15 protein-coding genes are annotated in these 22,430 nt (G+C 66.1%); 5 read left to right on the forward strand and 10 right to left on the reverse strand.

Going from position 1 to position 22,430, the window contains the following annotated elements; all coding sequences use genetic code 11:
* Positions 1-43 precede the first annotated feature (43 nt).
* Positions 44-1,504, forward strand: a complete 1,461-nt coding sequence (locus tag H6717_41455; protein ID MCB9583574.1) for a response regulator — start codon at positions 44-46, stop codon at positions 1,502-1,504.
* On the opposite strand, the gene H6717_41460 is transcribed toward H6717_41455, so the two are convergent.
* Positions 1,481-7,609: a HAMP domain-containing protein gene (locus H6717_41460; protein ID MCB9583575.1), complete on the reverse strand. Its 6,129-nt coding sequence runs from the start codon at positions 7,607-7,609 to the stop codon at positions 1,481-1,483. The two genes, H6717_41455 and H6717_41460, sit on opposite strands and share 24 nt — an antisense overlap.
* Before the next feature lie 21 nt (positions 7,610-7,630).
* Positions 7,631-9,337 (reverse strand): response regulator, encoded by a 1,707-nt coding sequence (locus H6717_41465; protein ID MCB9583576.1) that lies wholly within the window; start codon positions 9,335-9,337, stop codon positions 7,631-7,633.
* A gap of 141 nt (positions 9,338-9,478) precedes the next feature.
* Here H6717_41465 and H6717_41470 point away from each other — a divergent pair, with 141 nt between their 5' ends.
* The 4 genes from H6717_41470 (at position 9,479) to H6717_41485 (ending at position 13,266) form a co-directional block, all read left to right on the forward strand.
* Positions 9,479-11,383, forward strand: coding sequence for a DUF4091 domain-containing protein (locus tag H6717_41470; GenBank protein MCB9583577.1), 1,905 nt, complete (start codon positions 9,479-9,481; stop codon positions 11,381-11,383).
* Positions 11,377-11,964, forward strand: a complete 588-nt coding sequence (locus tag H6717_41475; protein MCB9583578.1) for a hypothetical protein — start codon at positions 11,377-11,379, stop codon at positions 11,962-11,964. The genes H6717_41470 and H6717_41475 overlap by 7 nt, the downstream gene beginning before the upstream one ends.
* A gap of 73 nt (positions 11,965-12,037) precedes the next feature.
* Positions 12,038-12,751 (forward strand): hypothetical protein, encoded by a 714-nt coding sequence (locus tag H6717_41480; protein MCB9583579.1) that lies wholly within the window; start codon positions 12,038-12,040, stop codon positions 12,749-12,751.
* Between the two features lie 38 nt (positions 12,752-12,789).
* Positions 12,790-13,266, forward strand: coding sequence for a hypothetical protein (locus H6717_41485; protein ID MCB9583580.1), 477 nt, complete (start codon positions 12,790-12,792; stop codon positions 13,264-13,266).
* On the opposite strand, the gene H6717_41490 is transcribed toward H6717_41485, so the two are convergent.
* From H6717_41490 to H6717_41525, 8 genes are all read right to left on the reverse strand, one after another.
* Positions 13,232-14,092: an AgmX/PglI C-terminal domain-containing protein gene (locus tag H6717_41490; GenBank protein MCB9583581.1), complete on the reverse strand. Its 861-nt coding sequence runs from the start codon at positions 14,090-14,092 to the stop codon at positions 13,232-13,234. The genes H6717_41485 and H6717_41490 overlap by 35 nt on opposite strands.
* Entirely contained in the window at positions 14,089-14,634 is a 546-nt protein-coding gene (locus H6717_41495) for a GNAT family N-acetyltransferase (GenBank protein ID MCB9583582.1), read from the reverse strand. The genes H6717_41490 and H6717_41495 overlap by 4 nt, the downstream gene beginning before the upstream one ends.
* 5 nt (positions 14,635-14,639) lie before the next feature.
* Entirely contained in the window at positions 14,640-15,680 is a 1,041-nt protein-coding gene (locus H6717_41500; GenBank protein ID MCB9583583.1) for an FHA domain-containing protein, read from the reverse strand.
* 87 nt (positions 15,681-15,767) lie between these two features.
* The gene (gene lepB / locus H6717_41505) at positions 15,768-16,412 is read right to left on the reverse strand and encodes a signal peptidase I (GenBank protein ID MCB9583584.1); all 645 of its coding nucleotides are present in this window, start codon (positions 16,410-16,412) and stop codon (positions 15,768-15,770) included.
* A 45-nt stretch (positions 16,413-16,457) separates the two neighbouring features.
* A complete protein-coding gene (locus tag H6717_41510; GenBank protein MCB9583585.1) occupies positions 16,458-17,321 on the reverse strand; it encodes a S1 family peptidase in 864 nt (287 codons plus the stop codon).
* A 2-nt stretch (positions 17,322-17,323) separates the two neighbouring features.
* Positions 17,324-17,842, reverse strand: coding sequence for a hypothetical protein (locus H6717_41515; GenBank protein ID MCB9583586.1), 519 nt, complete (start codon positions 17,840-17,842; stop codon positions 17,324-17,326).
* 238 nt (positions 17,843-18,080) lie between these two features.
* Positions 18,081-19,550 (reverse strand): hypothetical protein, encoded by a 1,470-nt coding sequence (locus H6717_41520; protein ID MCB9583587.1) that lies wholly within the window; start codon positions 19,548-19,550, stop codon positions 18,081-18,083.
* Positions 19,547-22,402, reverse strand: coding sequence for a serine/threonine protein kinase (locus tag H6717_41525; GenBank protein MCB9583588.1), 2,856 nt, complete (start codon positions 22,400-22,402; stop codon positions 19,547-19,549). Before H6717_41525 ends, H6717_41520 begins: the two co-directional genes overlap by 4 nt.
* Between the last annotated feature and the right edge of the window lie 28 nt (positions 22,403-22,430).

Here is a 22,430-nt window from a genome sequence, read left to right on the forward strand (position 1 = left end):
AGCGAATCCTAGTCGTGGAGGGTCGTCACCGCGAGGCAGCGACATGGATCCGTACGCCGAAATTTCAGTCCTGGCCGTAGACGATCATCCGGCGAACTTGCGCGCGCTCGACGCGCTCCTTGCCGAGCGACGCGTCCGCTTGACCACGGCCGCCTCGGGCGAGGAAGCGTTGCGGTTGTTGATGGACCGCGAATTTGCACTCATCTTGCTGGACCTACACCTGCCAGGGATAGATGGACTGGAGACCGCTCGGTTGATTCGCAGCAGCCCCCGGAGCGAGTCCACCCCGATTATCTTTTTGACCGCGCACGACCCAGTAGAGAGCCAAGTGATGCGCGCGTATGCGCTCGGGGCAGTCGACTTCTTGTTCAAGCCGATAATCCCCGAAGTGCTTCTGGCGAAGGTGCGGGTATTCATCGACTTGTTCGACAAGACCCTTCAGATCTCTCGACATGCGGAAGAGTTGCGTGAAGTGGAGCGACGACACCACGAGCTGCGCTTGGAGCAAGAACGCCGCTACTGGAGAGAGTCCCAACTGCGCGAGGAGCTGGCTCTCGAGCGTCGAATCTACGCCGACCGGCAGCGCCAAGTTGCCATCCTTCGCAGCATCGGCGATGCGGTTGTCGCTGCGGACGGGGATTGGCGCATCACGCTTCTCAACCCCGCTGCGGAGAGGTTGACGGGTTGGTCGGAATCCGAGGCACTGCGGCAGCCCTTGAGTCGCGTGGTTCGGCTCTTGGATCGGCGGACGCGAGCGCCAGTGCCCATATCGTCGGACGGGTCCAATCCAGAACTCGTGTTGGTAGACCGGAACGGCCGTGAGGTGCCGGTCGGGCAGAACGTGGCGGCAGTGCTGGCGGAAGAACAGCGCCGTGTCGGCGTGGTGCTCGTGCTGCGCGCGGAGGCCAACGCACGTCGATCCGAATCCTTCGCGCGTATTCGCTCGAACGCGGCGCTCGCTCTCGAAAGCGGCGCGGTCCATCCGAGCGTCCGGCCGCTGCTGAACGAGATCAAAAGCGTTTGTGATTCGCAGGTTTCGTCGCCCACGGTTGGCGTCTCGGGAACGTACGCAAAGCGTGCAGTACGTCTGCTGTTGGTGGGCGCGAGTTCGTCGGACCGAGGCGTGCTGGAGGGCTGCTTGCAGGAAATGGGGCACTGTGTGCAGGCGGTCGAGACGGGTGAGGAAGCCGTTCTGAGCTATCGGCGGAGCGCGGAAGATGGCGAGCTATTCGACGCCGTCTTCCTGGATCTTAACGTGGTCGGGTGGAAGACGACGTTGGCGGAGTTGCATGGCATCGATCCGAAGGTCTGCGTCGTCGCCTTGAGCTCGCGAAGCAACGATGGTGTGATGACCCGACACCGGGCCTTGGGTTTCTTTTCCGCGCTCGCCAAGCCGATCCACTTTGCCATGCTGGCCCGTGAGCTCCACCAGATCGTTCTCGGGCGAGCCCGAACGTCGTCTGCGGCTGGCGCGCTGGCCCTATGTTCCGTCTCGAAGTCTTGAGTCAGCTTCGTCCGTGCACCAGACGCGGAGCAGTGACAGGAGCTGTTCCGGCTCGACCGGTTTGGTGATGTAGTCCGACGCGCCGGAGTCCAGACACTTCTCTCGGTCACCTTTCATTGCCTTGGCGGTCAACGCGATCACTGGCAGACCGTCGTACTGAGGCTGAGCGCGGATCCTTCGGGTTGCTTCGTAGCCGTCCATCTCCGGCATCATCACGTCCATCAACACCGCATCCATGCAGGGCCCTTCCGCCAACCGCTGAAGCGCGTCCCGGCCGTTCTCCGCGTGGGAAACGAGGACGTCGTGCTGCTCGAGCACGGCCGCGATGGCGAACAGGTTGCGCACGTCGTCGTCGACGATCAGCACCCGCTTGCCGGATATCGTCGGGTCTCTCCTGACGCAGATTTCCAGCGCCTTCCGCTGTTCGACGCTCAGGTCCCCGATGGACAGGTGCAAGAACCGAGACACTGCCTCCAGCACTTGCTCGCGACACCTCGCAACGACGGGTCGCTCGCGAGCTGAGGCGCTCAGGTCAGGCGCCTCCTTGGGCCACAACACGACGGGAAGGCGAGCCGAGTCTGTCTCGTCGAGCGCATCGAGGGTCGCGGCGACGACGCAATCCGCCCAATCGAGGTCGACGTCATCGCCCATGCAAGCGGCTTGCTCGATCGCTACGTCGTTCGAAGCCAAAAAGTCGGCGAGCGCTTCGCGCCGCGCAGCATCCGGGTCGACGAGCAGGAGGCGCCGCTCCGAGCGAGCGAGAAACGCACCCAGCTCGCGCAGCGAGAGATCCATGTCCGCCTGGCTCGGAGGTCTGGGGACCACATCGCGGGCGCCGGCGGCCAGCGCCCGCCTGTGGAACTGCTCTTCGGTGACGACGTGGACGGCGATGTGGCGAGTTGCTGGATCGTGGCTCAGCTGATCGAGCACCACCCACCCGTTCATGTCCGGAACGGACAGATCCAGTAGAATCGCGTGGGGCCGGAGACTGCGCGAAAGTTCCAGAGCTTCCGCGCCGGTCGTGGCTACGACGCCACGAAAGCCGAACGTGCCGCCGCGTTCGAATGCCAGGTGTGCCAGTGCCGAATCGTCTGTCGCCAACAGCAAGATGCGATCTCCGGGCACAATGGACTCGCGGACATCGGGCACGGCGCTGGCAGTCGGCGTGCCTGACTCCGGACCGAGGGGGCTACCACCGCCCCGCGGAAGCAGCAGTGTGAACGTGCTCCCCAAGCCGGGTTCGCTAGTGAGCCGAAGCTCCCCTCCCAGAAGAGTGGCAATCTCCCGACTGATCGCCAAGCCCAGTCCCGTCCCACCGTACTTTCGGCTGGTGCTACCGTCGGCCTGTTGAAAGGCCTCGAACACGAGCTTCTGCTTGTCTCGGGGGATGCCTACTCCCGAATCGCTCACCGAGAACGCCACACAGGGGGCTGCGCCATTGCTCTCGGCGCGCACCCGCAGGCTCACCTCGCCTTCGGAGGTGAACTTGAAGGCATTGGACAACAAATTGCGCAAGATCTGCTTTAGCCGCATGTCGTCGGTCTGAATGCTTCTGGGCAGCGCATCGTCCACGCGGATGTCGAACGCCAAACGACGTTCGCTCGCGATCTGCCGGAAGGAGCGCTCCACGTAGTTCGCCAGATCGCCGAGCTCGACGTCCGTCGGCTCGAGGGCAATGGTCCCCGATTCGACCTTCGCCAGGTCCAGGATCTCGTTGATTAGGGTCAGCAGGTCGGCTCCCGACTGGTGAATGGTCTCGGCATATTCGACTTGCCTGGTGTCCAGGTTCCCGTCGGTGTTGTACGCGAGCTGGCGCGAAAGGATCAGCAAGCTGTTCAGGGGCGTGCGCAGCTCGTGAGACATGTTGGCGAGAAACTGAGACTTGTAGCGGGAGGTCACCGCCAACTGCTCCGCCTTTTCCTCGAGCTCTTGCTTGGCCAGCTCGACCTCGCGGTTCTTGCGTTCGACTTCGTTCTTCTGCTGAGTCAGCTGCCGGGCCTTCTCCTCGAGCTCTTCATTCGTCTGTTGCAGCTCGTCTTGCTGTGTTTGCAGCTCCTCGGCGAGGCCCTGCGACTGTCTCAAGAGCTCGTCCGTGCGCATGGTGGCCTCGATGGTTGCTACGACGATGCCGAGGCTCTCCAAGAGTTGGTCCAGAAAGTCGAGCTGGATGTCGGTGAACGGCCGAAAAGAAGCGAGCTCGATCACGCCCTTGGCCTCCCCTTCGAACAGGATGGGCACGACGACGACGTTCTTCGGTGCCGCACTGCCCAAGGCGGAACCCAGTTTCATGTAGTCGCTGGGAACATCCGTCACGAGGATGCGGCTCTTCTCCAGCGTTGCCTGTCCCAAAAGCCCTTCTCCGAGCTCGATTTCCGACGCCGATGCCTTGCGCTTCGCGTTGGCGTAGGAAGCGAACAGCCGGAGCTTGGTCTCGGTCTCCCTGCGCTCCACCATGTACAAGGCACCGTGCTGAGCGTCCACCACCGGGGCAAGCTCGGAAAGCACATGGTTGGCCACGGTCAGAAGGTCGCGCTGACCTTGGAGCATTCTGGTGAAACGGGTGAGGTTGGTCTTCAGCCAATCCTGCTCCATGTTGACTCGAGTCGTCTCGGCGAGAGTTCGAATCATCTGATTGATGTTGTCCTTCAGAAGAGCGACCTCGCCTCGCGCCTCTACCGTGATGGATCTGCTGAGATCTCCCTTGGTCACGGCCGTCGCCACGTCTCCAATGGCGCGTACCTGTCGCGTCAGGTTTCCGGCGAGCTCGTTCACGTTGTTGGTCAGATCGCTCCACATCCCCGCCGCGCCCGGTACGTCTGCTTGCCCGCCAAGGCGGCCCTCGATCCCGACATCTCGCGCGACGCTCGTCACCTGGTCCGCGAAGGTGGAGAGCGTCACGATCATGTTGTTGATCGTCTCGACAAGCGTCGCGATCTCGCCCTTGGCTCCGAGCGTGAGCTTCTGCTTCAAATCGCCGTTGGCGACGGCCGTCACAACGCGCGCGATCCCGCGGACTTGCTCGGTGAGGTTTCTAGCCATCAGGTTGACGTTGTCCGTGAGCTCCCGCCAGGTGCCGGAAACACCGCGCACCTCCGCCTGCCCAGCGAGTATCCCTTCTGTCCCAACTTCGCGGGCGACGCGGGTTACCTCCGCGGCGAAGGAACTGAGTTGATCCACCATGGTGTTGATGGTGTTCTTGAGCTCCAGGATCTCGCCACGAACCTCGACAGTGATCTTCCTGGAAAGATCGCCATTGGCCACGGCGGTGGTCACCGTCGCGATGTCACGAACCTGATTCGTCAGGTTCTTCGCCATCAAGTTGACGTTGTCGGTGAGCTCCTTCCAAATACCCGACACCCCACGTACCTCGGCTTGACCGCCCAACTTGCCTTCGACGCCCACGTCCCGTGCCACTCGGGTCACTTCGTCCGCGAAGGAGCTGAGCTGATCCACCGTGGTGTTGATGGTGTTCTTCAGGTCGAGAATCTCGCCCCGCACTTGCACCGTGATCTTGCGCCCCAAATCTCCCCGAGCGATCGCCGTCGATACCTGTGAGATGTCGCGCACCTGATTGGTGAGGTTGCTTGCCATCAGGTTGACGTTGTCGGTGAGCTCTTTCCAAATTCCCCGAACACCTTCCACGGACGCTTGGCCGCCCAGCTTGCCTTCGGTTCCCACTTCGCGAGCGACCCGCGTGACCTGCTCTGCGAAGGAGCTCAGCTGGTCAACCATGGTGTTGATGGTGTTCTTCAGCTCGAGGATCTCTCCTCGAGCATCCACCACGATCTTCTTCTCCAGATCCCCTTGAGCGATGGCCGTGGCCACCTGCGAGATGTTGCGGACCTGATCGGTAAGGTTGTTGGCCATGGAGTTGACGGCATCCGTCAGATCCCTCCACGTGCCCGACACGCCACGAACATCTGCTTGGCTGCCGAGCTTGCCTTCGATCCCCACCTCGCTGGCCAGACGCGTGACCTCGTCCGCGAAGGCACCAAGCTGGTCCACCATGGTGTTGATGGTGTTCTTCAGCTCCAGGATCTCGCCGCTGGCATCCACTGCGATCTGTCGCGTGAGGTCGCCCCGGGCAACGGCTGTGGTCACCGTTGCGATGTCGCGGACCTGATTCGTCAGGTTCTTGGCCATCAGGTTCACATTGTCCGTGAGCTCCTTCCAAGTACCCTGAACCCCTTCGACCCGCGCTTGTCCGCCGAGCTTTCCTTCCACGCCGACCTCGCGAGCGACGCGAGCGACCTCTGCGCCGAAGGCATTCAGCTGGTCCACCATCGCGTTGATGGTGTTCTTCAGGTCGAGGACTTCGCCCCGCACGTCAACAGTGATCTTCTTCGAGAGGTCTCCTCCCGCCACGGCACGGGCAACGCCGGCGATGTTGCGCACCTGGTTCGTCAAGTTGCGCGCCATCGAGTTGACGTTGTCGGTGAGCTCTTTCCAGATCCCAGAAACGTCACCGACGACGGCCTGTCCGCCGAGGACGCCTTCCGTACCCACGTCGCGGGCTAGGCGGTTGACCTCGTCCGCGAAGGAGCTGAGCGCGTCCACCATGTTGTTGATGGTGTTCTTCAGCGTCAGGATCTCTCCACGAACCTCCACCGTGATCTTCCGTGAGAGGTCGCCGTTTGCGACTGCGGTCGTGACCTCCGCGATGTCACGGACTTGGTCCGTGAGGTTTTGGCCCATGGTGTTGACGTTGTCGGTGAGCTCCTTCCAGATCCCCGAAACGTCTCGGACGTCGGCTTGAACTCCGAGAGTGCCCTCCGTGCCGACCAAGCGGGCGACTCGGGTCACCTCCGAAGAGAAGCTGTTGAGCTTGTCGACCGTGGAGTTGATGGTGCTCTTGAGCGTGAGCATTTCGCCGCGCGCGTCGACGGTGATCTTGTGGCTAAGGTCACCCTCGGCGATGGCAGTGACCACTTCCGCCACGTTACGCACCTGGTCCGTGAGATTGTTGGCCATTGAGTTCACGTTCTCGGTGAGCTCGCGCCATACCCCGGAAACGCCGCGAACCTGGGCTTGCCCGCCCAAGATCCCGTCCGTGCCCACCTCCCGCGCCACGCGCGTGACCTCGTCGGCGAAGGATCCGAGCTGATCCACCATGGTGTTGATGGTGTTCTTCAGCTCCGAGATTTCTCCCTCGACCTTCACCGTAATCTTCTTGGAAAGGTCACCCGCGGCGATGGCACTGGCCACCTCCGCGATGTTTCGCACCTGGAAGGTCAGGTTGTTGGCCATGGAGTTCACGTTTTCGGTGAGCTCGCGCCACACCCCGGAAACGCCGCGAACCTGGGCTTGCCCGCCCAGGATCCCGTCCGTGCCCACCTCGCGCGCCACGCGCGTGACCTCGTCGGCAAACGCGCTGAGCTGACCCACCATGGTGTTGATGGTCCGCTTCAGTTCCTGGATCTCACCCTGAACTTCGATGTTGATGGTCTTGCTGAGATCGCCTTGGGCGACCGCAGTGGTAACCCGCGCGATTTCACGAACCTGCGCCGTGAGGTTCTTGGCCATCAGATTGACGTTGTCGGTCAGCTCCTTCCAAGTGCCAGAAACGCCTTCCACCTGAGCTTGGGCCCCCAGCTTTCCTTCGATGCCGACTTCACGGGCGACGCGCGTCACTTCAGAACCAAAGACAGCGAGCTGGCGGACCATCGCGTTCACGGAACGCGCGGAGCGCAGGAAGTCCCCTTGGAGGATGTCTTCTCCGCCATCCACGTCGACAAACTGCGTCAGATCACCCCGGGCGACGGCAGCGACCACGTTTACGACCTCGTTGCTATGCGCGGTGAGGTCGTCGAGCAGCGCGTTGACGGCCAACACGTAGGTCGCCCAGCCCCCGCGGACATCGAGCGACTTGATCCGGTGCTGCGTGCGTCCCTCCTGACCAACACTTCGGCGGAGCTCAGTCACGTCCGTGCATAGCGACTCCGCCGTCTGAGCGAGGTCGTTGAAGGCGCTGCATATCTCCCCATCGATGCCGATCAGCTCGTCCGGCAACCGCACCGCGAAATCCCCTCGCTGAAATGCACGTAGCGCACCAAGGAGCATCTTGTGGTCCAGGTCGAGATGCTGCGCAGTGATGGCCTGTGTCATGAATACCTCCAGACAGTCGGGTCAGTGGCGCGGAACGTCGGCCAAGGCTTTCGCGATCGAGCGCGCGCTGGCTGGCTTCACCAGATGCACGTCGAAGCCCGCGGCCAGCGCACGGTGGCGATCTTCTTTGCGGCCAAATCCAGTCATGGCCATCAAGCACACACGCTCCTTGGGCAGCACGTCGCGGACTCGCTGTGCCACCTCACATCCGTCGAGCTCCGGCAGCCCCAGGTCGATCACGGCGACGTCCGGTACCGCTTTCAGTATCAGGTCGAGCCCACGCGGGCCGGTGTCCGCCACCTCCACGTGATGGCCCCAGCGCTGGAGAAGAGTGAGCATTGCCTGTCGGATGTCGACGTCGTCCTCCACGAGCACGATGTGCAGTGGCGCGAGAGCAGCTTCCGCTCCACAAGCAGCAGGACGCTGCGGGCTCGGCGCATCGTCTTTCAACGCTGGGAGAAGAACCTTGAACACACTGCCCTTGCCCAACCCCTCGCTGGCGACGGAAATCGTCCCTTGGTGCAGGCTGACGAGTCGCCGTGCGAGCGCGAGGCCCACACCCAAACCACCCCCACCCCTGCGCTCTTGCGTGAACATCTCGAAGATGCGTTCCTGAGCATTCGCTGCGATCCCTCGCCCCCGGTCTTCCACGCGGATTGCCGCCTCGTCCGCCTCTTGGCGGAGCGTGAGCGAGATGCGCCCTTTCGGGTCCGAGTATCTCGCTGCGTTGTTGAGCAGATTGGCGACAATCTGCGTGAGTCGCACGGAGTCTCCCTTCACGAACATCGGGCATTCCGTCAGCGAAACCACGAGCTGATGCTGGTGAGTCGCAAGCAGAGGGCGAGCGATATTGCACGCCTGTTGGATGACGTCGGAGAGATCTACCCGCTCCCAGACGAGTTGAATGTCGCCCGTCGTGATGCGGGACACGTCCAGCAGGTCGTCGACGACGCGGTTCAGGTGTCCAACCTGGCGATCCATCGTTTCGACGGTGCGCTGCAGCCCCACGTCTGCGGACTCCGTTGCCCGCATTCCCAGTAGCTCCAGGTGCGTCAAGAGTGGAGCGAGCGGATTGCGCAGCTCGTGGGCGAGCACCGCCAAGAACTCGTCTTTTCGGCGATCCGCAGTCGCCAACTCTTCGTTCACCCGGGTCAGCTGAAGCTTTGCGTCCTCGAGCTCGTTGACGGTTGCCGACAGCTCTCGTGCACGCCGCGCAGTTTCTTCGGCAACACGCCTCGCGTCGTCGATCCGCTGCCGAAGCGACTCCTCCTCCCACCGAGCGCGCTCCGCAGCGAGTTGTCGTTCATGGTCCTTTTGGACGCTTTCGCGGATGAGCTCCGCTTGAATCTGGAGGTTCACGAAGACAGAAGCCTTCGAGCGTAGGATCTCCGGGACGACGGGCTTGAACAAGAAGTCCACGGCGCCGAGCTCGTAGGCGCGTAAGACCTCCTTGTCATCGCAGTCGAACGCCGTCATGAAGATGATGGGCGTGCCTCGCGATCGTGGCCGCTGCCGGATCAGACGAGCCGTTTGGAATCCGTCCAGTGTGGGCATCTGGACGTCGAGAAGAATGAGGGAGAAGTCCAGCTCCAGTAGTCGTCGGAGCGCATCCTCTCCGCTCGCCGCCCGAACCACGCGTCGGCCCAAGTCGCCCAGCCCCACCTCGATGGCGGTGAGGTTCGCGGGGTTGTCGTCGACCAGCAGGATGTCCCGAACGTCCGGACTCATGGCAAACCAAACGAGAGCAGAGCGCACTCAGCAAGAACGCTGCCAATGAGCTCCTCCGCAGAAATGCAACGGAATGGCAGATGTGCACCGGGGCAAGCTGCACCGCTGTGGCGAAGTGCTTCGCCTGATATGCTTTCTGGAATGCGGGGAACATTGCTGGCGATTGCCCTTCTCTCGAGCTCCAACGCCGCGCTGGCCGTCACGGCCGGCGTCGTCGGTCCGAATCAGAAGGTGCGCCCCACCGATGCCCCCGCCGGCGAAACCTCCGCACACCTACGGGCCGCCCAGAACGAAGTCGAGCCGTTCCAGATCGTGCTCTCCGGCGCCGCGAGTGGGGTCAGCGTCGTGATCCAGAAACCCATCCCGGTGGCAGACATCACGCTCTATCGCGAGGGCTACTACGACGTGGGGACGCCTTCGAACAGCGAAGGTGCCAGCGGGCGCTGGCCGGATCCGCTGATCCCCGACGTGGACACCTATGCCGGAGAGAAGCGCACTGCGTTTCCCTTCGACGTCCCCGCGAACGAAAGCCGCGTGGTGTGGGTCGACGTGCGCGTGAAGGCCGACGCCGCTCCCGGGGACTACGCGGGAGAGCTCGCCATCCAGGTTGCCGGAACCACGCAGCAGACCATTCCCATCTCGCTGCACGTCGGCACGTTCTCGCTGCCCAGCACCGCCACGCTGAAGTCCGCCTTCGGCATGGGCTGGAGCGCGCCGTGCCTGGCGCACACCGGTCAGGACTCCTGTGACACGAGCTGGAACGAAGAAAAGGCCAACACGCTCAGGTCGCGCTACCTCCGCTCCGGTCTCGATCATCGCTTCACCATCAGCGACAGCGATTTCCAGCCGCCCCTCGGCGCCAGCGCGGCTCCGTACGAGACCCACGTGATGCCCTACGTGGCGGGCACGGGAGATACGCTGTTCGCAGGCGCGCAGCTCACGGCCATCCGCCTAGATGGCAGCGGATCCACGCTCTCGAGCTGGATCAGCTACGCCAAGGCGCAGGGCTTCTTCGATCGCCTGTTCTACTACCCGGTGGACGAACCGGGCTCGAACGCCGGTCAGTGGTCGAACTTCATCGCACAAGCGCAAGCGCTGCACGCCGTCGACGCAAGCGCCCGCATCATCATCACCTCCGCGATCCAGGAGGCGGACGGCCACTCCGCCACGGACGACGTCGACATCTTCTGCCCCGTCATCAACTACCTGGAGGACAAGCCCGGACAGGGCAGCGGCTACGAGGGAAACCAGCGCTCCAAGTACGACAGCTGGCTCGCGGGCAAGAACGGTCGGGAGCTCTGGGCCTATCAATCGTGCATGTCCCACGGGTGCGGCAGCTGCGGGGAGGCGACCACCAGCAGCTACTTCACCGGCTGGCCCAATCGCGTGATCGACTCCAGCGCAGTCCAGAACCGCGCCTTCCCCTGGATCGCCTTCGAGCTCGACCTGACCGGCGAGCTCTACTTCGAGACCACGTATCAGCTCACCACCGCGTGGGACGCCAACGGCCAGTGCGCCTTCTCGGGCCACGGTGACGGCACGCTCTTCTATCCCGGCAAGCCCAGCGTCATCGGTGGCACCACGGACGTTCCCGTGGAGTCCATTCGCATGAAGATGATCCGCGAGGGCATGGAGGACTACGAGTACCTGACGCTGGCTGCCCAAAAGGACGCCGCACAGGCGAAGGCCATCGCTCAGACGCTCTTCCCCCACGCCTACGAGTGCGATCAAACGCCCGCCGCCGTAGCATCTGCGCGGGATCAGCTCTTCGATCTCCTCGACCAGCCGTCCACCGGCGGCAGCGGCGGGAGCGCGGGCAGCGCCAGCGGCGGCAGCGCCGGCTCCGCCACCGGAGGCAGCGGCGGAGCTGCGGGCAGCGCGGGCACCGCCAGCGGCGGTAGCGCCGGCTCGCAGAAGAAGGACGACGGCGGCTGCGGCTGTCGCACTGCGCCGCGCTCCGACGGCCATCGTGCACTTCTCATGGCCGCGCTGTCCGCCCTGCTCTTGGTTCGGCGCCGTCGAAGGCGTACGGTTTCCCCGTGCTGATCAGCGTCCGTCATCTCGTCGATCGCGCGCGCCACCCCCGGCGGCGCGCCGACGAGCTCCGCAGCATCCGCTCGCGCCTCGCGGAGCAGCCCGGCGCCGCGGAAACCGGGCGTGGCCTCGTCGCCCTGGCGCTGAAGCTTCGCCGCCTGCGGCGCGAGCTGTCCGCCGCCCTCGCCGGCGTGCGCTCGTGCTCGTCCTGCGCCGTCGGCTACCCGGAGCCTTTCGGTCACTGGGACGGTGGACACTGTTGCGGCGGCAACAGTGAGAACCTCTTCACCAACGACGAGCTCGCCGCCCTCAAGCTGGCCGGCACCACCGCTGGCAAGCTCTCACCGCCGCACTCGGATCTCGCCGGCTGCGTGTTCCGCGGCCCCACGGGTTGTTCCCTCAGCGTGGACGATCGCCCGAACATCTGCGTCCGCTACTTGTGCCGCACGTTGGAGCGTGAGCTCCTCGCCCGCGGCGACAAGCCGGAGATCGTCGCTCTCGCCCAAGAGCTCAAGGAAACGTTCGAGGAGTTCGTGAAGCTCCGCGTCGCTTCCGAGGTCTTCCCCCGCGAGATGCTCGACATGATGGAATGATTGTCGGTCCGCCGCGGAACCACCCGTTCCGCCCGGCTTGTGTCGGAATCAACGTCGGCGTAAGACACGCCGCGTGAGCGAGGAATCGACGCAGTGCTCGTTCTGCGGGGAAGCACACGTTCCGCGAGCGGATTTGGTGGAAGGTGGTGGGGACGACGCCGGTGGGCTGCCGGTGGTGCGCATCTGCGCGCCGTGCGTGGAGGCGGCCGCGGACGCCTTGGATCTGGAGCGCCGTCTGCGTGAGGCGCGCGCGTCGCAGCCGCCTCGCAAGAAGGCGGAAGCCTCGGATCGGCCCGGTGTGCTCGTGGACTGGACGCCCCTGTCCATCGACGGAGAAACCTTGCGGTGGAAGGCCGAGCGCGCGGTGGCGATGTCCCCCGCCACGGACGTCGTGATGAGCGTGCGCCGACCTTCCGATGGCCGCACGGTGACCGTCGTGCTCGACGGCAGCGCGGAGCCCACCACCGCGCAGGTCCTGGAAGCGGCGACCTGGCTCGCGCGGGAGCCCAGCGCGCCCGGCAAGTCCCTGGGCTTGATGTCGGATTGGACGCGCCTCGCGGACTCGGACGTGGAGTGGAAGGCCGAACGCCTGGAGGTCGTCCAGGCCAAGACCGTCGTCCAGGTCACGGTGAGGAATCCGAAGAGCGGACAGAGCGTGACGCAGGAGTTCGACGCTCACACCACGCCCGGCGTGGAAGAAGCCGTGATGGTCGCCGCCGTGTCGCCGGAGCTGATCGAGGGCGGCGCTCCCAGCGGAAAGATCGCAGAGCACGAGAGCGACGACTGAGAGCCAAGCGCGGCGCCTCGACGCGGGTATCACGATTCGTGATTCGTCGTCCCAGTCGCCGGCGCGCGCCGCTCTCGCGCGCCACCCTCGCCCTGCCGCTCGTGCCCCTCGTGGACGTGCTGCTCGCGGTAGTCGTCTTCGAGCTGTCGCTGTTCTCCGCGCCGGACTGCGCCTGCATCCCTCCGCGCGCCCAGCCGCCCAGCGCGGTTCACGTCGGCGACCTGGAAGAAGCTCCGGTGGTGGTGCTCGACGGTCGCCGCGCGGCCGTGGACGGCGTGCCGACGGACGACGTCGCGGCCACTCTGCGAGCCAAGCGAGAGCTGTGGCAGGCCCTCGAGCCCGAGCGCGCGTTCCCCGGACGCGTCACCCTGTTCGTCGATCGCGCGGTCCCCGCGGGTCGCGTCAAGGCCGCCCTGGCGGCCGCCGGCGCCGCGGGCTACCCCTACGCCGGCTTCACCGTTCGCCGCGCCGCTGGAGCCGCTACTCCTCCGGCGAGAACTGAATCGGATAGATGACCGTTACGATTCCACCTTTCGGCTTCGGGAAGGTGATCTTGCTCACGGCATCCAACACGCACCGCACGACGTTGGCGTCCGAAATGGTGGAGCCCTTGTCTGTCGCCGTTTGCACGCTGCCATCCGTGTCGATCACGAAGCGGAACACGACGCGGCCTTCCAGCTTGGGGTCCTTCGCCAGTCCGCCCTCGTAGCACTTGCGGAAGGTGTCGTAGTTGCTGCGCATCTCGCGCTGAATGAGCTCCGGCGCCAGGCGACCGATCGCGTGCTCGCTCGGCCCCGGGACGAAGGCCTCGACCGGAAGCTGAGCCCAGTCCCCGTGAGGCTGTCGCACCACGAGCTGGCCGTGGGGATAGCCAGCCATCACCGCCGTTTCAAATGCGCTCTTGACCATGTACGCGGGCAGCTCGGCGTCGATCCAGAAGCGGACGATGCCGGGGAAAGGCTCTGAAGGGTGCGCGCGCACCCACTCCTCCCGTAGGCGCTTCAGAACTTCGAACTGTCCATCCACGCGCTGGACTCGGGGGTCGGCGGCGAGCTGCAACGTGTCCGCGACCAGGAGGCCTTCTACGACGACGGAGCGGTGGTCGATGAGCACGTTGGGACCGTCGCCCAGCGGGCGGCCGTGATCTGCCGTCGGTAGCCGGACACCGTCGAGGGCTTTGACGAGCCACGGCGGAAGCGTCGTGCTCTCGTCGACGGGAGCGACCTTGGCGGGGGGCGGCGTGGGCGCTGGCTTCGGCGCAACCGGACGAGGCGGAGAAGCGCAGGCCGCGACGGCGAGGGCGAACGCCAACGGGGCGGTACCGCGGCGGACCGACATCATGCGTGGAGGAAACGGACCAGGACGTGGTCATCGACGAAGCCGCCGTCGCTTCGGCGTATGAAGCGAGCGCGGGTGGCTTCCAGGGTGAAGCCGAGGCTTCGATACATCGCGAGGGCGCGATCGTTGTCGGCGCGTACGTAGAGCTCGAGGCGGAGCAAGCCGCACTCTTCGGCGTGCGCCACGAGGGCGTTCATCAACGCGCGGCCGACGCCCTGGCGTTGGGCGTCAGGGTGCACGCCCACGGAGAGAATGCCCACGTGCTGGCACAGCGTGGGGCGGAGCTGTCGGAGCTCCGCGCAGCCCACGACGCCCGCGGCGAGCTCCGCCACCAAGATCAGCGTCGCTTCACCCGCGGAAAAGCCGCGGTACATGTCGTCGACGCGCCGCCGCTTGGCGTCGAGATCCCCGACGTCATCCAGCGTCTGCACCATACCGCGGCCGTCCTGGACCAGCGCGGTGTCCAGCTCCACCAAGGCTTCGGCGTCCGCAACGGAGGCCGTGCGCAACCGCGCCGGCTCTCCATTGCGAAGCGTGAAGGCCAACGCGCTCAGTTCGTGTTCAGCTCGACGCGCAGGAGCTTCTTGCCGATGAACACGTAGTCGCCGTGACCGAGCTCGCGCTCCGTCTTGATGCGCACGTAGGTTCCGTTGCGACTATCGTGATCCGTGAGGGTGAACTTGCCGTCCTTGTCCTCCACGGTGCAATGCTTGGCGGACATGTACACGTCCCCCGGGAAGTTCAGGTCGCCGTCTTCCCGGCCGATCTGCAGCGAGCTGCCGCGGGCGCACACGGTCATGCCGATGGCGCCGCCCTCGAGCACCTGATTCAGCCGGAAGGAGCTCGGGTACTTGGGGGACGAGTAGAACATGGTGCCGTCGGTGTCCGCGCCGTCGGAAGCCTTGGGCGTGGGGTCCAGTCGGAACAGCTGCTCACCGGCGAGGAACATGTCTCCGGGAGAAATCTCCACACCGCCGCGAATGCGGAGGTACACGCCGTTGAGCGCGCCCTCGTCCCGCACCACCAGCTTGCCGGCGCGGTAGAAGAAGTTCGCGTGCTTGGGCGACACGAAGGGGTCGTCGGAGAAGTCGAGCGCGCCGCCCCGGCCCACCATGTGCTGCTCGCTCTTCAGGTGGTACGAGAGGCCTTCCATGTCCTGCCCACGAATGAGAACCACTCGCGCCTTGGCGGGGTTCTGCATGTCGCTGAAGAACTTCGTCTGCAGGTTCAGGATGTGCTCCGGGATCGGCGTTCCGCAGCGCCCGCAGAACTTGTGCCCGCTGGGGACCGGGGTCATGCACGACTCGCAAACGTAGTTCCTTGCCTGTTCCATCAACTCCTCCTCGGAGAGCCCTTCCGGGCTGGCCAGGGCGGCTCCAGCCCCAGCAGAGACTCTATCAATTTCGCCCGCTTGGGAACGCCGAACCGGCTCGGCGGGCCGCGGGGCCTCGAAAACGGCGGTTTGTTCGTCGTCGTAGGCGACGGTGACTTCATCGTGCTCCGACAGCTTGGGCGGAGGCACGGAGACCCCGGGCGCTCGCTTGAACAGAGCGAGGTCGTTACCGCAGATGCGGCACTGCTCCGTTCCCATGGCGCTGTAGGTATCGCACCTACCGCACACGACGCCGAGCTCGAGGTTCGCCTCCATACGGATCCCGCGGGCCGCCACGCTAGCGCGTCAACGGATGAAGGTGAAGCGCCCCTTCTCGTCGAAGAAGCCGTCCTTACTGAACAGACGAAACGCCACCGTCTCCGTGCAGCTGTCGCGATCCACGAGACCGAAGTCTCGGGAGTCGTAGGGCAGGAGGCGGTTGTCGCTGAGCAGGAACACCTTGCCCGGCTCCACCTTGCGATCCACCGGAGGAGGCAGCACACCGTGCCCGCCGGTGGAGCCGCGCATGTGGCTGTGGCCGCCCACGGCTTCGATGGAGCACGTCTGGTGGATCTCTTGCCCCGTGGTGGGGTGGATGACCGAGAAGTCCCGTTCCGAGCACGCCGTCTCGGTCTCCGCGGCGCGGTCGTTGACGTTGAGGATGGAGCCATCCACGCGGATGTGATCGCCCTCCTCCGCGGCGATGCGCGCGATCACCACCCGCTCGGGCGCGTCGGGCTCCGGACACACCACCAGATCGCCGAATCCCGGCTTGGTGAGGCGCCAGAGGATGACCGTGTCGCCACCACGCAGGGTGGGCGCGATGGACGCCTCCAGATAGGGATCCCCCATCGGGATCTTGACCCAACGGATGGCCGTGGCGCGGGCCAGCCCCACGATGGCGCCCACGATGATGGCCGTCCAGAGCAGGAAGCGGAGCACCTTGCGCATGCAGCGGTCAGCGTACCCGATGCGGGCCGCTGGGCCACCTTCGCGTCAGGGCGCTTCGCAGCCGTCCACGGGGGGGACTTCCGCAGGTGGAGTGCCGTCGGCGATGAGCTTCGCCGCGGCGAACACCGGGCGCCAGCGGTCCAAGCGGGAGAACTCCGAACGCCCCAAGGTTTGCTCTTTGCCGTCCATCACCGACGCGGAGATGATGCCGATGACCTCGCCCGTTCCGGTGCTGAGGGCGGGACCCCCGGAGTCCCCCGGGCAGATGGCGGCATTGAGGCGGAAGCGGCTGTCCATCACCCGATCCACCGCGCCGCCCACCCGCTCCTTGCGGCGGATGCCATCGCTCGACAGCGCGCAGCGACCAAAGCCCACCGGCTCGATTTCTTCGCCCTTTTTCGGGGGTTCGTCCAGCCGCGGGGTGACCGTGGGCATGCCCACCAGCTTGCGCTCCAGCACCAAGATCGCGATGTCCCCGACGCCCGCTGCATAGCCGCAGGGCGGCGCCACGATGGCGCGCACACCGACCTCGCCCCAGGGTAGGTAGTCCCCACCCAGCTCCACGTGGACGTTCTTTGCTTCCACGTTCGAGCTCTGGAACTCGCCGAAGTCGTTGCGCTGGCTCACGCAGTGGTGGGCCGTGAGCACCTGGTCGTCGTCGATGAGGGATCCGGAGCAGGTCACGCTGCCGGCCACCACGCGCACGACGTAGTCGTCCTCCCGAGCCCAGGCGAAACGCAGGTACGCGCTCGTGCCTGCACCTCGCAACGCGGCCGGCGAGGGTTTCGGCTCCGGCCGATCGCTCACTCGGAACGGCTTCAAGGTGGAGCAAGCGGGGGTTGCGACGGCCGCCACGACCAGCGCCGCCGGCAGCATCGAGCTTCGCTTCTTGCTCTCGCCGTCTCCCATCTTCAGCGCATGTCCAGGGACACCTCGCGCACGGCGAGGCGGTAGGCGAGCAGGGCGCGATTGGGCTGCTCCGTAGGATCTTCCACGCCCAGCCGCACCATCTGGGACAAGAACCGAGCGCGGCGTTCCGCCCGCGCCACCAAGCCACGAGGACACGCCTGCTGCTCACACAGGGTGAGCACGTCTTTCTGCGCCGTGAGGGCCAAGCGCGCGAGGCCGAGCTCGCTCAAGCTCCGAGCCCGCGCATCGGCGATGGCCGGCTCCGCCTTCACGCTCTCCGGCGCGCGATCCAGGGCGGCCTGCGCTAGGCCTGGAGCCCCGCGGGTGAGGTACTCCTCCGTGAGCTGCTCCAAAGCGGCGGCGTCCTCCGGATGCGCGCTCACCCGCGCCTCCAGCGGGGCCAGCTCGGGTCCCATGTCGCGGCCCACGAGGGCAGGGAGGGGTGGGCTGACGCTGGACGCAACCATCCACAGGCCAAAGGCCCCCAGGATCCACGCTGCCGCCCACCGCCAATCTTGCATCCGACCTCGAAACCCGCCCAGACACCTGCCGGATCGCAAAGTTCCCGGCTCGGAGCGTTCGACTCCTCGAGGCATGGACGGATTGGGTCAGTTTACGGTCTTTTTCCAGCTCACGCTGGCGAGAAAAAAAATCGAGGCGAGGGCTGAACGCCCGGGTGTGTAGCTTCGTGTGAGACAGCTTCCGGGGTTTGTTGTTCCGCCGCGGAAACGTTCCCGCGTTGGACCAACAAAAGAAGCCTCAGCCCGGCGACACGCCCGGAGGCAGGGCGTCGTCGTGGACCAAGGCCCGGGCCACGTTGAAACGGGCGGCCGCGGAGCCCAGCAGGCGCACGACGCCGGGAGCCTGCGGATCGAGGCCCAGATCGATGACGGCGGCGCCGTCCAACGGCAGGCCCGCCGCGTCGGTCACGGGGCGGACCTGCGGCCGATTCTTGGCGTCGGCGGCGTCCGAGGGCCCCACCACCACGGCCCAGGCGCCGCTCGCCAGCTCCACCACGCTGCCTACCGGGAACAGGCCCAGGGCCTCGACGAAGACCCGCAACAGATCGCGGTCGATGCCGGGGTCGGAGGCCATCTGGTCGATGGCTTCCGCGGCGGAAAGCGCCGGGCTCATGTCGCGGGGTGCCATGCGATCGACGAAATGACGGATGAACACCAAGAGCCCACTGTGGGGAAGGAGGCGTCGCGTACCGGACCAGGGAACGCCCAGGAGCTCTTGACGCTCGGCCCAAGATGCTTCGAAGGCGGCCACGGAGCGCATCACCGCTACGGGGCGGAGGCCGCTGAGGGCGACGCACAGCATGGCGGTCGTGCCGGGCACCAGCATCTCGACCTGATCCGAGAGCGCCACCAGGCTTTCTTCGGCCTCGCTGCCGCGCAAGCGAACGCGACCCACGTCGGTGAGGAAGGCCGCCATCGCCAGCTGCACCAAGAGCGCGCGGTCTTGGGTGATCTCCCGAGCCAGCGTGACCAGCAAGATGGCGGACTGCACGGCGCGCCCGGCGTCATCGCGATGAGCCCCCGCCAGCGCCGTCATGCCCAGCAGCGTGGAGCCCTGCTTGTCCGCCAGCGCCACCAGCTGCTGGGCGAGACGCTTGAGCCGTTGCGGCAAGATGTTGCGGCCGGCGGCGACGTCTTCGTAGAAGCGGCGTACGACCACCAACGCGGTAGCGTAGAAACGCAAGGTGCGCTCGCGAATGGGCAGCGCCTCTCGGGTGAGGCCCTGGGCGAGCCAGGGTGAGCTGCGGCGCAGGGTCACGTTCTCGAGCTCCAGCTCGAACAACTGCTCGCGCTTTTCGGGGTCACGGATGGCGGCGACCAGCGCGGCGCTGAAGGCCAGAAGCTCCCGCCCGCTCACCTCCGGCTCGAAGCTGACTTCGGCGACCTCTGCGCGACCCAAGATGCGTCCGAGCTCCAGCGCCGACTCGTACGCCTGGCGCGAAGCGCGCAGCAGCTGGCCACAGACGAATACGGAATCCCCGGCGAAGGTGAAGCGCGTCGCCGAGCCCACCTCGCTGGAGAAGTGCGCCAGAGCCTCGGCGGCCTTCTCCGCGGCCTCGTGCAGCGCGGTGTTGTTCTCCGCGAACACCAACGAGTTCTTCGCCAGGCGAAACACCGCCAGGCTCACGTTGGCGCTGCGATTCAACAGCGGGTTCTGCGCCTGCAGCGTGGCCAGATCGGAGACGCAGTTCGCGAGGTAGTCCGTCACGACGAGCGCCCCCGTGCCGCCGGCGGCTGGCTGAGGCGGATCTCGACCTGATTGTGGGCGATGCCGGCGGACTGGCGCACGCGCTGGCTGTTGCGGAAGCGCCCTTTGGATGCGGCTTCGAGAGCGGCCAACGCTTCTTGGGTCTCGGCGATGGCGCCCAGCTGCTCCGCGGCCAGCGCACGGGTGTCTTCGTGGGCGCCGGTGGAGACGACGCGGGACTCCTGCAGCAGCTCGACGCACACTGCTTCGGCACGCTGTGGGGCCAGTGTGGCGAGCGTGGCGAGCAACATGCGGCGCTCCTCCTCCGGAAGCTTGTCGAAGTCGTCGCTCTTGATGCGCAGCACCAGGAACGGTCCTGCGGCTCGGATGACGTGAGCCTGAATCGCGCGCAAGGCGGCGACGCGCACTTCGGGATCCACGTCTTCCAACAGGGCGCGGAGCTCCACCCGCAGCCGCTCGCCGCGGGCGCCTTCGATGTGTCCCAGCGCTTCGATGCGCACGATGGCGTGGGGCGATTGCACGGCGAGGGCCATGGCGTCGCGCGCCTCGGGGCTCTCGATGCTGCCGAGCACGCGCAACAGGGCGAGGGCGAGGGCGACGTCCGCCGTGGCGAACATGGCGCCGATCTCCGCTTCGTGGCCTCGACCCAACCGGACCAGGCCGGCGATCAGTGCGTCTTTCAGATCCCCCGCGAAAACCCGCGGCAGGGCTTCGGCGATGACGGGCACGTGCTGCTCGGTGAGGGCGCCGGTGAGGGTGTGCACCGCCGTGACGCGGGCGGGATCGGGATCGGCGATGGCGGCGTGGAGCAGGTGGCCGAGGGCCGTCGCCGTCAGGGTCTGGCGAACCAGCTCGCTGTGCAGCTCGGCCGCTTCGGCGGGGTCCTTGAGCTCGCGAAAGGCCAGGGCCAAGCGGGACAAGAGCGAGAGAGCGGCGTCCGGGGCGTCCGCGGCCAGGGCGTCGAGGCCGGCGCTGAGGGGAACCGTGACGGTGTCCAGCGTGCCTTGCAGGGCCGCCTGATTGAAGGCGACGGCCACGGCCACGACGAAGCGCTCGTCCAGCGCGACGTCGGCTTCCAACTGCTCCCGGAGTGCGGCGACGGAACCTTCGTCGACGGAGCCGCTCTGAACGTCCATGCGCGCGCGCTGCTTGCGAATGCGCTCCGCGCGGGCCTCCGCTTCTGCGCTGTGCTCGTCGTCCAGGGCCAAGAGCCGAGCCAAGCGCTGCTCTCGCGTGCTCGCGTCCGCGCCGCTTCCGCGGTGCTCCGACCAACAATCTTCGAGCTGGAAGCTGGAATCGAAGTTGGCCAAGGCCAACACGGCGTCGGTTTCGCTGCCGAAGTCGTCGTAGCTCTCGGCGTCGCCCGCCACGAAGTTGTCGAAGGCTTGGTACACGACGTGATCGAAGCCCGCGTCCCACAGCCAGGTGACGGAGTCGTCTTCGCTGGGCAAGCCCTGCCGATCTTGCGTGAGCAGCAGGATCAGCCGTCCGAACTCGTCCTTCGAGAGCCCGGAGACCAGGCCCAACATGCGCACGCCGTCGGCGAAGAGCTGATACGGAATGCGGTCGAAGGGCTGGCGCGGTTCCCACAACACGGAGCCGCGGGCCACGAAGGCGTAGGGCGTGACCTCCCACAGGAGCTCGTCGTCGGACTGCGCCAGAGCGAGCTCGCACTGGGCGAAGGCGGTATCCAGACGGCGGAGCGCCTCCGGGTGGGTGGAGCCGTACTGGCGCGCGCCGAACAGCGCGCGCTCGAGCAGACGGAACGTCTCCGTGAGGGGCGCCAGGGACGCATCGCCCTCTTCCAGATCCAGGGGCGGCGGGAACGCGCTGCCCCGCGGAGGCGGCGCCACGCTGCCGCGCGCCGGGGGCGGCACGGTGCGGGGCGTGGGCCGTCGCTCGCGGGGGGCGGCCATGGTGGGCGCCACGCCGGCAACGGGGGGCCGCACCGTGTGGCGCGCCCGCGGGCTGGCGTCCTCCGCCAGGGCGCCGAGCGTCGCGCACACCTCCATGTGCATCTCGCCGGCGCTCTGGAAGCGCCGACTGGAGTCGTAGTCGAGGGCGCGATCCACCAGCGCGATCACGTCCACCGGAGCATCGGAGAAGCGCGCCAAGGACGGCGCCCGCTGCGACGCCGCGAGCACCAGGACCTCGTTGGCCGTCGATGCCTTGTGCACCGGTCGCCCAGTGAGGAGCGAGAACACGACGGCACCCACGGCCCACAAGTCCGTGCGCGCGTCCACCTGCGACCAGCGCCCCAAAGCTTGCTCCGGCGCCATGAAGTCGGGTGTGCCCATCAGCATGCCGGTGCGCGTGTGGCTGGTGGCCTCCGTGCCCTCGAGCAGCCGCGCGATGCCGAAGTCGAGGACCTTGAGCTCGCCCTCGTTGGTCAAGAACAGGTTTTCGGGCTTTATGTCACGGTGGACGATCTCCACCGAGTGGGCGGCCTGCAGCACCGAGAGGGTATCCCGGGCGATACACAGGGCTTCGCGAAGACCGAGCTGACCACCGTTCTCGGCTGCTCGCTCGCGTACGGACTGCCCGTGCAAGAGCTCCATCACGAGGTAGGGCTGTCCCTCCGCCGTGACGTCGTCGTCCAGCACCTTCACCACGCCGGAGTGGACGACCTTGTTGCCGATGTACGCCTCGCGCTGGAAGCGATCCCGGGCTTGATCGAAGCTCACGAACTGCTCGTGCAAGAGCTTGATGGCCGCCACCGCGCCGTTGCGGTGCGTCGCGGAGAACACCGCGGCCATGCCGCCGACCCCGATCAAGCGATCGAGATGCCACTTGCCACCGAGCACGCTGCCGACTCGGCTGGCACAGAGTTCGTACTGCTCGTCGTCGGACACGGCGCGTTGCCCCGAAAGCTCGCGCAAA

It is taken from the genome of Polyangiaceae bacterium, from assembly GCA_020633235.1.
Taxonomy (GTDB): Bacteria; Myxococcota_A; Polyangia; order Polyangiales; family Polyangiaceae; genus JACKEA01.